The organism is Halobacillus aidingensis, from assembly GCF_900104185.1.
In the GTDB taxonomy this organism is placed as follows: domain Bacteria; phylum Bacillota; class Bacilli; order Bacillales; family Halobacillaceae; genus Halobacillus; species Halobacillus aidingensis.
In genome coordinates, this window is record NZ_FNIZ01000013.1 from 96234 (window position 1) to 109826 (window position 13593).

14 protein-coding genes and 1 riboswitch are annotated in these 13593 nt (G+C 44.2%); of the genes, 10 read left to right on the forward strand and 4 right to left on the reverse strand.

Annotated features, from left to right (window positions below):
• The first annotated feature begins 8 nt into the window (after nt 1-8).
• Nucleotides 9-2738: a pullulanase gene (locus tag BLS23_RS13305; protein WP_089653037.1), complete on the forward strand. Its 2730-nt coding sequence runs from the start codon at nt 9-11 to the stop codon at nt 2736-2738.
• 168 nt (nt 2739-2906) lie between these two features.
• Here the strand turns inward: BLS23_RS13305 and BLS23_RS13310 are convergent, their stop codons facing one another.
• Nucleotides 2907-3815 carry a DMT family transporter gene (locus BLS23_RS13310; RefSeq protein WP_089653039.1) on the reverse strand — a complete coding sequence of 303 codons (909 nt, stop codon included), beginning with the start codon at nt 3813-3815 and terminating at the stop codon, nt 2907-2909.
• Between the two features lie 137 nt (nt 3816-3952).
• Between BLS23_RS13310 and BLS23_RS13315 the strand changes: the two genes are divergently transcribed.
• Entirely contained in the window at nt 3953-4525 is a 573-nt protein-coding gene (locus tag BLS23_RS13315) for a GNAT family N-acetyltransferase (protein ID WP_089653077.1), read from the forward strand.
• Nucleotides 4526-4529: 4 nt separating this feature from the next.
• Nucleotides 4530-5861, forward strand: a complete 1332-nt coding sequence (locus BLS23_RS13320; RefSeq protein WP_089653041.1) for an FAD-dependent oxidoreductase — start codon at nt 4530-4532, stop codon at nt 5859-5861.
• Between the two features lie 5 nt (nt 5862-5866).
• On the opposite strand, the gene BLS23_RS13325 is transcribed toward BLS23_RS13320, so the two are convergent.
• Nucleotides 5867-6940, reverse strand: coding sequence for an iron-containing alcohol dehydrogenase family protein (locus tag BLS23_RS13325; RefSeq protein WP_089653042.1), 1074 nt, complete (start codon nt 6938-6940; stop codon nt 5867-5869).
• A gap of 143 nt (nt 6941-7083) precedes the next feature.
• Nucleotides 7084-7189, forward strand: a riboswitch (SAM riboswitch).
• Between the two features lie 83 nt (nt 7190-7272).
• Between BLS23_RS13325 and BLS23_RS13330 the strand changes: the two genes are divergently transcribed.
• From BLS23_RS13330 to BLS23_RS13345, 4 genes are all read left to right on the forward strand, one after another.
• On the forward strand, nt 7273-8316 hold the full coding sequence (locus BLS23_RS13330; RefSeq protein ID WP_089653044.1) for a methionine ABC transporter ATP-binding protein: 1044 nt from the start codon (nt 7273-7275) through the stop codon (nt 8314-8316).
• Nucleotides 8276-8938 carry a methionine ABC transporter permease gene (locus BLS23_RS13335; RefSeq protein ID WP_089653045.1) on the forward strand — a complete coding sequence of 221 codons (663 nt, stop codon included), beginning with the start codon at nt 8276-8278 and terminating at the stop codon, nt 8936-8938. Before BLS23_RS13330 ends, BLS23_RS13335 begins: the two co-directional genes overlap by 41 nt.
• 22 nt (nt 8939-8960) lie before the next feature.
• Nucleotides 8961-9785, forward strand: coding sequence for a MetQ/NlpA family ABC transporter substrate-binding protein (locus BLS23_RS13340; RefSeq protein ID WP_089653047.1), 825 nt, complete (start codon nt 8961-8963; stop codon nt 9783-9785).
• A 238-nt stretch (nt 9786-10023) separates the two neighbouring features.
• On the forward strand, nt 10024-10353 hold the full coding sequence (locus BLS23_RS13345; protein ID WP_089653049.1) for a hypothetical protein: 330 nt from the start codon (nt 10024-10026) through the stop codon (nt 10351-10353).
• A gap of 121 nt (nt 10354-10474) precedes the next feature.
• Here BLS23_RS13345 and BLS23_RS13350 read toward each other — a convergent pair whose 3' ends face one another.
• Complete coding sequence (locus tag BLS23_RS13350; protein ID WP_089653050.1) at nt 10475-11197, reverse strand: 3-ketoacyl-ACP reductase; 723 nt, start codon at nt 11195-11197, stop codon at nt 10475-10477.
• A 117-nt stretch (nt 11198-11314) separates the two neighbouring features.
• Here BLS23_RS13350 and BLS23_RS13355 point away from each other — a divergent pair, with 117 nt between their 5' ends.
• From BLS23_RS13355 to BLS23_RS13365, 3 genes are all read left to right on the forward strand, one after another.
• Entirely contained in the window at nt 11315-11614 is a 300-nt protein-coding gene (locus BLS23_RS13355) for a hypothetical protein (protein ID WP_089653052.1), read from the forward strand.
• 350 nt (nt 11615-11964) lie between these two features.
• On the forward strand, nt 11965-12174 hold the full coding sequence (locus tag BLS23_RS13360) for a hypothetical protein (protein WP_089653054.1): 210 nt from the start codon (nt 11965-11967) through the stop codon (nt 12172-12174).
• A gap of 182 nt (nt 12175-12356) precedes the next feature.
• Nucleotides 12357-12890, forward strand: coding sequence for a hypothetical protein (locus BLS23_RS13365; protein ID WP_089653057.1), 534 nt, complete (start codon nt 12357-12359; stop codon nt 12888-12890).
• Between the two features lie 421 nt (nt 12891-13311).
• Here BLS23_RS13365 and BLS23_RS13370 read toward each other — a convergent pair.
• A partial coding sequence (locus BLS23_RS13370) for a transposase (protein ID WP_143015253.1) occupies nt 13312-13593 on the reverse strand: 282 nt, incomplete at its 5' end.

Here is a 13593-nt window from a genome sequence, read left to right on the forward strand (position 1 = left end):
AGAATGATTTGAGGATAAGAAGACAGTGGTGGAAAGTGGTCATCAGCGTCGTGCTTGTGTTTTTGCTGGCGGTTCCGACATCTTTTTCGTCGGTCAGTTCAACGAAGACTTTTGCGGAATCAAATGAAACCGTTACCATCCATTACAAACGATTAGATGGAAACTATGAAGGATGGGGACTGCACCTATGGAATAAGGACGGTTCCAATCCTGCGATTGAACAAGGGACGGATTGGTCGGACCCGGTGGAGTTTACGGATGAAACTGACTTCGGAATGTCCGTGGAAATCCCGGTCATCGACATTAAGAACGGATTGAACTTTATCGTACATAAGGGGGATATGAAAGATACTCCGAATGACAGAAGTTTTCCAGCGACCGGTGAAACGGAGTTCTGGCTGGTCCAAGGAAAGGAGGAAGTCTATTTGGAAGAACCTGTCCTGACGACTTACGTCGAGTCAGCGAAAATCAAAAATGAGACGCTCATTTCAGCAAAGATGAGCCAGGTTGAGGAAAGTGCGGATCGTTCTGATTTCGTCCTGAAGGGGGCGGATGGAGAGCGGGTCATCATTGAATCTGCTGATGTGGATGGACAAGACGTTCGCCTTCAAACGGCAGAAGCTCTCGATCTCACTCAAACGTACACCATCCAATATGGAGAAGAAGAAACGAATGTGATTGTCGACTGGAAGCTGATGGATGAAAAGTTCGCGTATGACGGGGACGACCTCGGGGCGACGTTACACGACGACGGTACAGCTGAACTGAAGCTTTGGTCTCCGATCGCGACCGATGTTTCTGTCGTTCTTTATGATAAAGACGATCAGTATGAAGTCGTGAACAATGACATCCCGATGGAAAAAGGGGACAATGGCGTCTGGACTGTGACGCTGGATGCGGCCAATACGGGGATCAAAGACCTCAACAACTATTATTATCAATACAAAATCGAAGCCTATGGCAAGGAAAAGCTTGCCCTCGATCCTTATGCCAAGTCCATGGCGGCTTCGAACAATGAGGATAACGATGATGTAGGAAAAGCGGCGATTGTCGATCCTTCTGACATCGGGCCAAAACTTGATTTTGCCAAAATCAAAGGCTATGAAAAGCGTGAAGATGCGATCATATGGGAAGCACATGTGCGTGACTTCACTTCTGATCCAAGTATCGAAGGAGAATTGGATTCGCAGTTCGGCACGTTCGATGCTTTTGTAGAAAAGCTCGATTATGTACAAGAACTTGGTGTGACACACATCCAATTGCTGCCTGTCATGAAGTATTATTTCGGTGATGAGCTCGACAGCAGCACACGTGAACGTGAGTATTCCGCTTCAGGAAACAATTACAACTGGGGTTATGACCCTCACAGTTATTTCGCTCTTTCCGGTATGTATTCCGAGCGTCCGGAAGATCCGGAAGAAAGAATCAAAGAGTTCAAGCAGCTGATCAAGGAAATTCACAAACGCAAGATGGGCGTCATTCTGGATGTCGTGTATAACCACACAGCTAAAGTGAGCATCCTTGAAGACCTTGTCCCGAACTATTATCACTTCATGGATGAGGAAGGGAATGCCAAAGTCGGTTACGGCGGAGGAAAAGTGGGGACGACTCACGAAATGTCCCGTAAGCTTATGGTCGATTCGATCAAATATTGGGCGGATGAATTCAAAGTCGACGGTTTCCGCTTCGACTTGATGGGTGACCTGGATGCAGAAAGTGTCCAAGCCGCATACGACGCAGCGGAAGCTTTGAATCCTGACATTTTGATGTTGGGAGAAGGGTGGAGAACGTACGCAGGTGATAATTCAGGAGAAGGCGTTCAACCTGCTGACCAAGATTGGATGGATGAAACGGATGGAGTGGCGGTCTTCTCTGATGAAATCAGGAATGAACTGAAGTCCGGTTTCGGCAGTGAAGGGGAGCCGCGTTTCATCACGGGCGGCGCTCGTAACATTGATACCATTTTCAACAACATCAAAGGACAGCCTGGAAATGTGACGGAAGACGATCCGGGCGATATCGTCCAGTACATCGCAGCACATGACAACTTGACTCTTCATGACGTCATCGCACAGTCCATCAAAAAGGATCCAGCGAAGCATGAAGAAGAAATCCAAAAGCGGATCCGCCTCGGTAATTCTATGATTCTGACAAGCCAGGGAATCTCCTTCCTTCATGCCGGTCAGGAATACGGCCGCACGAAGCAGTGGAAAGCAGATGACGTTCCAGAAGCGAAGTCCACATACATGGTTGATGAAAACGGGAACCCATTTGAGGATCCTTACTTCATCCATGATTCCTACGATTCTACCGATGTGATCAACCAATTCGATTGGCAGGCTGTATCACAGCCGAGCATCCAACAGGAAACGATGGAATACACGAAAGGCTTGATCGAACTGAGACGCTGGACAGATGCTTTCCGCCTCGGTTCTGAGGAAGCAGTCGAAGAAAACGTGACGCTCCTTGATGCACCTGAAATCCAGGAGACGGATTTGATGCTTGCTTATAAAGCTGTCGATCCTGGCAAAAAAGCGAAAGGTAGCTACTACGTGTTCATCAACGCCGATGATAAAGAACGTACGTTGACGCTTGATGCTAATTTGAAAAAAGGAAAAGTGCTCGTCGACAATGACGAAGCTGGACGCAAAAAAGTGAAAGCCCCATCCGGTTTCGAGCTAAGCAAGAATGGGATTACCATCGATCCATTGACGACGGTCGTCATTCATACGAAATAAAGAGAAACCAGCTCCTTTTCTGAGGAGCTGGTTTTTTATCCGTATTCGAAAGTGACTTAACGGAGAACGATAGTATCCTTACGCACGACCAAAGTAACTTAATGCTAAGCCAAAGTGTCCTAACGTAGAAAAAAGTACCCTAACGCCATCTCAAAGTGACTTAACGAATCAAGAAGCGGACTTTTCCTTGTACTGAGCAGGCTTCTTTTTCGCTTCCTGCACAATGATGACCGATAAAAGGACGAGCACGACCCCTGCATATTGGTAAACCGTCATCACCTCCGCATAAACGAAATAACCAACGAGTGTCGCGACGACTGGTTCGATGGTGGCGACGATGGAAGCCCGGCTCGATTCCACATGCTCGAGGCCTTTCGTGTATAGGAGGAATGGCAAAACGGTCGAGAGGAGTCCCAGACCGAGAACGAGCAGCCAGACGCGGATGTCAGTCAGGATAGACGCATTGTTCCATAGACGGCTGAAAGGAACCACCGCAAAGGTTGCAAAAACAAAAGTATATAAGGTCACCGTCAATGAAGGATACTTTTTCAAAACGACCTTCCCGAAGATGCTGTATAGAGCGTAAAACAGTCCAGAACCAAGGCCGAATAATAAACCGGCCAGTGACAAGGAGGCTTGAAGTTCGGGAAGTAATCCGATGACGAACGTACATCCGATAAAAGTTGTAAAAAGCGCAATCAGTTTTCTCCCTGTCCAAGCTTCTTTAAAGAACATTCTTGAAAAAATAGTTACGAAAACAGGCGCTGTATAAAGGAGTACGAAGGCGATCGACATGGAAGTCGCTTCGATAGCACTGAACAGGCACCAGTTGAACAAAGCGATGCTGATGACCCCTGTCCCGAAGAAATAGCGCGAGTCTGCTGGTTTTATTTTCAAAAGCTTTCTATTGGAAACGAGGATGTAGCTGAACAGCATGACCATCGCTGAGGTCACTCGGAGAGCGACGACTTGAATGGGGGAGAACCCATACTCGTACAATTCGTTTACAAACAGACCGATGATGCCCCACAGGGATGCGCCAAGAAATATCATGATAAATGCGCGGTTTCTCGTCATCCAATCCCTCCTTCATACGTGAATTTCCGTCTATTATACAAAAATTTAGAAAGGTTTGAATATAGTTGTTGCAAAAAAATAGGAATTCTTGTTTGATAGAGGATAAGGATGAAATCGAAACACAAGGGGATGGGACTATGAATCCAGTAATGCGAGACGTCAAAACACACATAGAAACAGAACGGCTGATCCTGAAAATGCCGGAGCCCGGCGACGGAACAGCGGTCAATGCAGCGATTCAAAGGTCTGTGAATGAACTGAAACCATGGCTCGGATTCGTCCAGGAGACGCCGACCGTCGAAGACACAGAATCAAACGCAAGGGAAGCGCACGCAAAATTTTTGCTGCGGCAGAATTTAAGGTATCTCGTTTTTCTGAAAGAGGACCGGACGTTTGTCGGTTCGACAGGTTTTCATCGAATGGACTGGGACGTGCCGAAGTTTGAACTTGGGTACTGGATGGATACCGCTCACAGTGGAAAAGGATACATGCGGGAAGCGGTGGAGGCATTGACGGCGTACGCGTTGAATGATTTAGGAGGAGCACGGGTGGAAATCCGCTGCGAATCTGAAAATAAAAGAAGCCGCGCCATTCCGGAATCGCTCGGTTTCGAATTGGAAGGAACCCTTCGCAACGACGATCTCTCTGTCGATGGAAAGCGTTTAACCGACACGTGCATCTATGCCAAAGTCCGTGAAAAAGGGGCGTGATCCTGTGTGTGACGTGACGATCATTGGTGCCGGCGTCAGTGGTGTGTTTCTTGCTTATACGCTAGCCAAGGAACATCCGGACTTGAACATCCATGTCATCGATAAAGGAAAGCCACTGGCTGAACGGACGTGTGGATTACAGCAGGAAGCGTGCACTTGTGAAGGCCCGTGCGATCGGTACGTAGGATTTGCAGGACTCGGAAAATCAGAAGGGAAATTCAATTATACGAACGACTTCGGTGGACAGCTGGGAAGGAAGATCGGCGAAAAGGGAACGCTTGCGCTCATGGACGAAGTGGATGACCTTTTATGTTCCTATGGAGGCGATGTTGTAGAGAAATACAGTACTAAAAATGAAAAACTTTCTAAGAAAGCAGCCGAGCACTCCTTACGAGTTTTTTCAACAGAAGTGCGGCATTTGGGGACAAGGGTTGCTCGTCGGATCTTTCAATGCATGTACGAGGATATGTATGAACAGATGACCTTCACTTTCAAAGCAGATGTCACAAGAGTCACAAAAGAAGAAGGTTTGTTTTCGATCGATACAAGTCACGGACGGTTCCAAAGCAGGAAGGTTGTCTTCGCTACAGGCATGAGTGGGAGTGACTGGCTGAAATCCATGTTAGCAGAATTAGGGTTAAAGGCGGGGGAGACACGATTAGATCTGGGGGTACGAGTGGAGATGCGCGGCAATCAGTTCGATGCCATCCTGCAGGAAACCTTTGAAACGAAACTGCATTACATAACGGATCGTTTTTCTGCAACCACTTACTGCATGAATCCGCGTGGAAGAATCATACGCAAGTATCAGCATGGCCTGGTGATGCCGGATGGACAGAATCAGAACGAGGAAGAACCGAGTCAGAATTTGAATTTCACTCTTTTCGTTCCGCGGTACTTCAAAAATCAAACAGAGGCCATGGCAGAAGCTCATCATGTGATTGGCGGCATCAATCAAGGGACGGGCAGGATTGTGGCGCAAAAGTTAGGAGATTTATTGGTGGGAAAACCGTCGGACCATTTTTCCGAAGGCGTTATTCACCCCTCGCTTGAAGCAGAAGCGGGAGATCTCCGCAAAGAAGTTCCGTCCGTTTATATAGAGGCGCTACTTGAGTTTTTTGAAGCGTTGGAAGGGCTGCTTGGCGAGGAAATCGATCGCGATACCATCCTTTATGGGGTGGACAGTAAATTTTATGAAGCGAAGATCTTCACAGATGAGCATTTTGAGACGGAGCTGTCAGGTTTGTACTTGATCGGGGATTGTTCCGGGGAAACGCATTCCCTGTCTCAAGCGGCGGCGAGCGGAATTTATTTAGCCCGCAGAATCATAGCTTAGCCCTTTTACAATGAGGCTAAGCTATTTTCAACGGCTAGGATTGCTTCTCTTACCTGCGTTTGATCATGAATTCCCATAAGGTGGATCGATTCACTTGGCCGTGTGGAATAGTAGGAAATGTTCTCTATATCCTCTGGTGAATCAGCATCCAGATCCTTGAGTGATAAAGGCAACCGCATGGATTTGTAAAAAGGAATCAGCTGCTTTATTTGTTCTGTTTTTCCTTCGAGTGCTAATTGGACGAGGATGCCGTAAGCTACTTTCTCTCCATGCAAAAACATATGAGCCCCCGGCACTTTGGTCAGCCCATTGTGGATGGAGTGCGCACCGGATATTCTTCCGTAACCATCTCCAAAGCCTCCGACCATACCTCCTGCCATTATGATCGTTTCAGCGACACGTGTGAATGCAGCAGTGCATTGAGCTTTTTCATTGGCATGCACGGCGGCTTTTCCTTTCTCGAACAGAATGTCTCTACACAGTTTTGCAGCGTAAAGGGCCATTTCTAAAGGGACAGGCTTTTCTTTTATATGTCTCGTCAGAACGTCGGCTTCATACCATTTGGCAATTGTATCTCCAATTCCCGCACGGAGATATTCGACGGGAGCATGAACGAGCATGTCAGGGTCTACGATGACCATGTATGTACTTCTCTTGTAGATCGTATATTCAATGAAATTGCCATTTTCATCATAAAACACACTTAAAGGTGTCCAGGCTGCACAATTGGATACGAGTGTAGGAATCAGGATGACTGGAAGATCAAGCGCCTCGCCGCACGCTTTAGTGAGGTCGAGAATTTTCCCGCCTCCGACACCGATCAAGACGTTCGTAATAGGAGAGACGTTTTCCTTGATCCTTGCCACTTCCTGATGGGTACATTCCCCGTCATACGAAATGGTTCCGATGCTAAACGGAAATTCTGGCATATATGATTCGGCCATGGCCCATGAATCTTTTCCGTGGATGATGGTCCCATGTTTGAACGGCTCATCTTTGATAAGTTCCGGTAATTCTTTCAGTATACCGGGTTCACACTTGTAAAAGTTCGGAGATCCTTGAACATTTATAGACTCCATCTCAATCCCCCTTTCAAGATATGCCCATTATTATCCATACCTTAAAATTAAATGTCAATGTTGAAAAAATATAATTTAAAAAATTGAGAAAATTATTTACAAACCCTAATACATACGTTAAAGTGTTAAAACATAAACGAAAATTCTTATCGAGAGTGATGGAGGGAGAAGGCCCGTAGATATCACAGCAACCTTCCTTATGGAGTGGTGCTACATCCTTCAGAATGTTCCTATTCTGGGAGATAAGAGTTTGGCAGTCTTTCATGCGAAACTCTCTCCCGTAAAGGGCGGGAGTTTTTTTGTGGGAACTTATTTAATCAGGGGGGAAGCCGATGATTTCATTGGAACAACTGAGCAAAGTCTATCAATCCAAGGGGAAAACCGTGATCGGAGTCGATGACGTCTCATTGGATATCAAAAAAGGGGAAATTTTTGGAGTCGTCGGGTACAGCGGGGCTGGGAAGAGCACCCTTTTAAGATGCATGAACATTTTGGAACGCCCGACCGAAGGGAAGGTCATGGTCGATGGAATCGATCTCATGACATTGAATTCCAGGGACTTGAGGAAGGCCAGACAATCGATCGGAATGATCTTTCAAGGTTTTCACCTCGCGATGGCGAAAACCGTTTTGGAAAATGTGGCATTCGCTCTAAAGGCGTCCGGCGTCAACCGCCAGGAAAGAAAAAGAAGGGCACAGGAATTATTGGAGCTTGTCGGTCTCTCAGATAAAGCCGATCAATATCCGGCCCAGTTGAGTGGAGGACAGAAGCAGAGGGTGAGCATTGCGCGAGCGCTTGCCAATGATCCTAAGGTGCTTTTGTGTGATGAAGCGACCTCAGCGCTTGATCCGAATACGACGCAATCAATTTTGAACCTGTTGAAAAGGATCAATCGTGAACTCGGCCTTACCATCGTCCTGATCACCCATGAGATGGAGGTCGTCAAGGAAATCTGCGACCGTTGCGCCGTTATGGAAGACGGAAAAATTGTTGAGCAGGGTTCTACATACGAAATCTTCGCTGCTCCTGAAAACGAATTGACGAAACGCTTCATCCAAACGGTGATTGACTTCCGTATCCCGGAAAAGATCCTTTCAGAAAGGAAAGGGACCATCGTACATATGACGTTCAAAGGGGACTCGGCCAACGAATCGATTGTGTCAGATCTCTTACAGGGGTATAACGTACGGGCCAATATTCTGCATGGGAAGATCGATTACATTCAAGACCAGGCTCTCGGTACCTTTGTGATGGAATTGACAGGAGAACAAAAAGTTGTCCACCGTGCCATACAAGATTTGAAAGAAAAGCTTGGAGAAGTGGAGGTGCTGCAAGATGATCGATCAGCTGATCAATCTCTGGCCAGAGCTGAATAAATCATTCATCGAAACACTGATCATGGTAGGCATTGGACTGGTCGTCGCTTTAATCGCAGGCCTTCCGCTCGGGTTGCTATTGTTTGTGACGGACCGGGATTTGTTTCTCGAGAATCGCACCGTTAAAAGCATCGTGGGCGTCGTGGTGAACTTAATTCGTTCAGTCCCGTTCATTATATTGTTAGTGTTCTTATTCCCTTTTACTAATTTCTTGATTGGGACGACGACCGGTCCTGTAGCAGCTTCGGTCGCGCTTTCGGTTGCTGCCATCCCTTTTTACGCAAGGATCGTGGAATCGTCTGCACGTGACATTGACAAAGGGGTGATCGAAGCTGCCATCGCCTGCGGAGCTTCCCCTTGGTTAATCATCAAGGATATCATTTTTCCGGAAATTAAGCCCGGGCTGATCAGCGGTTTGACCATCACAGCCATCAGTCTGATTGGTTACTCGGCCATGGCAGGTGCCATCGGTGGCGGAGGGATCGGGGACTTGGCGATTCGATATGGTTACTACCGCTACGATAACTTTGTCATGTTCACCACCGTCATCCTGCTTATTGTCCTCGTCCAAATCGTGCAATACACCGGCGATTACATTGCAAAAACTGTGAAAAAGAATTGAATCATACTTAGGAGGAATCATCATGAAAAAAATCATTTTATTAGGCGTCACTTTATTATCGATTGCCTTTCTCGCTGCATGCGGGGAAGAAGAGGAAAGTGCAGATGCTTCTGGAAAAGAAACGATTCGCTTCGGTGCTACTGCCGGACCCTACAGCGATATGGTCACAAAAGCGATTGCTCCACTATTAGAGGAAAAGGGATACGAAGTGACGAACAAAGAATTCACGGACTATGTCCAGCCCAATAAAGCCCTTGCGAATGGAGATTTGGATGCGAACCTTTTTCAGCATAAAATTTATTTAGAGTCTTTCGCGAAGGAAAACAACCTGGATCTATCTGAAGTCATCATTGTACCGACAGCCCCGATGGGAATCTATTCAAATACATACGAGGATATCGGAAGTATTGAAGAAGGAAGCACGATGGGTGTACCGAACGATCCGACAAACCTTGCTCGTGCATTGATTGTGCTTGAAGATGAAGGTCTTGTTGAGGTCGATGACAGCGTCGATCCATTACGCGCATCATTGAATGATATTACGAAGAATAAAAAGAATATCGAGTTTGTCGAAGTGGAAGCTGGTCAACTGCCGCGTCTCGTCGATAGCGAAGATTTGTCCATGGTTCCAGGAAACTATGCCTTGGCTGCGGGAATGGATCTCCTGAATGCGCTGGCTTTGGAAGACATGCCTGATGATTACCGTAACCGTGTAGCCGTGAAGACGGAAGATCTTGATGCACAGTTTGTGAAAGATATTAAAGAAGTTGTGGAATCAGAGGAGTTTGAAAAGATTATCAATGAAGAATTCAAAGGTTTCGGGAAACCAAAGTGGATGAAAGAATAGAAGGGAAGGCTGACGTTCATTCGTCAGCCTTTTTTTCTATGATAATTACTCAATGGAACGGGAGAGGGGGATAAATGAATCGTAAAACACGGCAGTGTAAAGCACTCATGGTTTTGACTTTTCTTCTTCTTTGATAGGTTATTATCCTCAATGATTTTATGAAAAAATTCGAAACTTTCCGTCTTTTCCTTCGTAAAGTAAATAAAGCAGTCAATAAGATACATAGTTGGAGGGGATGATGATAGGAAAGAATATCATTTGGGCAATCGTTACTGTCTTTGTCATGGTACTGATCAATTACGGAGTCGCTTCTTTTTTTAGCGGTGAATTTATTGAGTATTCCTTTTTGGTTGGCGTTGTCGTCATGACCATCGTGTGGTTCTTTAATTCAAAAGGTGGTTTTGCTTCCAATACGGTCAGGTTGGGGGTCCAGGCCCGGACTGGATTGAAGATCGAAGAGGAAAAACAGAATTTCAACCCCACGGTTGTATTTTATACTGCTCTCGGATATACCACGGTAGCGCTTATCATCACAATCATCTATTACAAAGATTATTTTACTGGTTGAACTTTTGGTTTGTTCGTTAATGTATAGAAAAAGAAAACGCCTGGATATTTAAATCCAAGCGTTTTTCGTTTCCTTTATTATCTTCAATGTAAAAGAGTTGTTGATGCTGCCAGTATAAAACTTAAAAAGGATTGGTCGCCCATTGAAGCGACTGCTTGATGAAAATACGAGGGTGTAACTTCAATTGAGAGACCATGTATTCAGCAAGGTCCTCCGGCTGCATGTACTTCTCTTTATCCTGTCCTTCCATGTCTTCGCCTAGAGCGAGTTCTGTAGCGACGAGACTCGGATTCAATGTGAAGACGCGGATGTTGTCCCTTCTCACTTCCTGCATCAAGGCTTCCATCATACCTTGAAGAGCGAACTTTGATCCACTATAAGCCGTGGAGCCGGCGGTGCCTTTAAGGCCGCTGCTTGATGAAATATTGATGATGTCCCCTTGGTTCTTTTCCTTCATCATTGGCAGGACCGCTCTCGTGACATGATAGGTACCGTATACATTCACCTCAAACGTCCGTTTCCATTCTTCTGGCTCCAGTTCAAGGAATTTTCCGTACACACCGATGCCTGCGTTGTTGATGAGAATGTCCGCTTCACCAAGCTCTTCTTTTAACTGCTGGATCGCTCTTTCCACTTGGTCGATGTCGGAAATGTCAGCGGTAGCTACAGCTGCCTGGACTCCGTAGGAACGTGCTTCCTCGGCTACGTCTTCAAGACGGCTTTCTGTCCTTGCGATCAGCCCGACATGAACTCCTTCTTTCGCCATCTGCAAAGCCGTAGCGCGTCCGATGCCGCGACCTGCTCCGGTCACATAAGCGATTTTTCCTTTGATTTCTTGTGCCATGAACTTCACTCCTTTAACAGTTCTTCATTCAAGTCTACGAGTTTCCGTTTTTGAAATCAAAAGATAGCGTCTACCTCTGAATGGTTCCTATGATAAACTCATGGAGGGAGGGATTTTATGGAAACATTTGTTATGTTGAGACCCGTATTCATATTATTAGTCCTTACATCGATTCTTGTTACGATTTTCCTCATTTTTCAAAAGGAAGAGAAGGTGAGTGGATGGACGCTCTTCTTCGTCACATCGATAAGCTTGATCATTGGCAGTGTCTGCCTTTATAGCAGTGGGTACATCGTGGATGAGTTTGGCCTGGGTGGTGATCCTGTTTCATTTTATCTGTACATCGCTTTATTCCCGGTAAGCTTATTGAATATTTTACTGTACTCCTTCAAACCCAGGCCTTTCATAGAAACTTGAGCCTTGAAATTCAATCACATTTTGCCTGTGGAATTGCCTGGAAATATTAGATCATTGTTATAAAGATAGTTACAAAAAACAGCTAGTGATATTTTATTTTTTGATGGAAGGGATTATTAATACTTTGTTTATAAAAAGGAAGATGAGTTATATATCTTGAAACTGAGTCTCCCGCAAACGGGCAGGGTTGTTTAAGACTCAGTTTCGAGATAATTAAAGGTATATACGACCAATATGGTAATTATTTCCATTAAACTGTAAATTTGATATGATGTATTTGCTTACTTATTATTGATTAATTTGTTTAGAAAATGTGAAATGAAATAGCACTTGCTGAAAGGAGAATGTGGATGTTCTCAAATAGGAAAACCACAACAGGAAAATGGCTTGCTTATTTAGGTTTATGGATTTTTGCTGCTGGATTTGCTTTTAGTGAGATTTTTGGTATCGATGGCATGCCACATTTATTAGAATCTGCATCAATCCCTATGATAGTAATAGGATTATTGATGATAATCACATCAAATTTTTTTAATAAGAAAAGTTCAGATATAAGTTGAGGGTATCACGAATTCAAGTTTTCCGTTATTGGGGGGGATGCTTAAAAGAATGCTCGCCCTTATTACATAAGTATAAAGATCTTTTGGGAATTTAGATTGTATAACTGACGAAGCAATAATATTGAATAAGGATTTTTGGTTATATGGTAAAATATTCTACCAGGTAAAAAGAGGGAATTATTTTGAGGAGAAATCTAAAAATACCAACAGTAATTTCAACTATAGTTATGTTCTTAATTTTAATAGGATGTGAACCATTAGCGAAGGAAACGATGGATTTTTATGAAAGCACAGAGAGTATTGAGCTCTCTGGTGAAAATATCAATTCTATATCAATAAATTCATATGAAAACGATGTAATAAACACTTTTGGGAAACCAACTGAAGTCGAAGAAATAGAAGATCCTAAGTCAAAATATTTAAGTTACGATGGTGTGGAGTTTGGTTTTGTAGATGACATGGTTATTCGATTATTCATTCGAAGAACACACGAAAACTCCAAAATATATGAGACTGTTAAAGAAATTAAAATCGGAGATACAAAAGAACAAGTAATTAAAGAATACGGTGAGAACTATTATGAAAGGGTTGAAAGTGGCTTAGATACCCTTGGATATTTTGATAAAGATAATAATATAAATATAGAGTTTGGGTTTAATGAAAATAAAGTTATAGCTGTTATTATTAAGAAAATAGGTTGGGAGGAAGATAATTAAGCTAACAGGATCATTAGTGAAAAATCTGGTTCATTATATCTCAATTTCAAGGCTTCAAGAATCGGGGGCAAAACTGGAGTAAGACTCTTATTAAGACAAGTGTCTTCAAAAAACCTCTAAAAAACGTGGAGTCCTTAGCTGTTTCGAGAGGCTTTGCACCAATGAATTCAACATGACGCCTTGATAGAAGCATTTTTACAAAGATGCAGAAGCGCGTTTATAGAATAACGCGTCTTGGGAGTTTTGTGCCCTTATGATGATTCGGTATTGAAACTGTTCTTCTCGGTGGGATTATAAGTTTTACTAAAAGAAATAATCTTCCCAGTTCTGAATAGAATTCTAAATCTTACCTAACCAAAGCCCATCTATTAAAAAAAAGGTTCTACGTCAATTGTTGGGGTGGGAAGCCTGTTCCCACTCCTTATCCTACTTGAAAGTCTTTTAATTCTTTGAATTGATGATGCAGTAACACCTTAAATCGAAGGCGATCATATCTTCTAAATCCAAACGCATTCCGTTTAATGACTTTCGTTTGATTGTTCAACCCCTCAATAAAACCATTGCTGTAATTGAAGGAAAAGCTATTCAGCACTTCAACTTGCCAATTCTTCAGGGTCTGAACGGCCTGATTGAACTCCATTAAACCACTGGCTTTCACTTGTTCGTAATACTTATATAGCGATGCTTTTACTTCATGAATCGC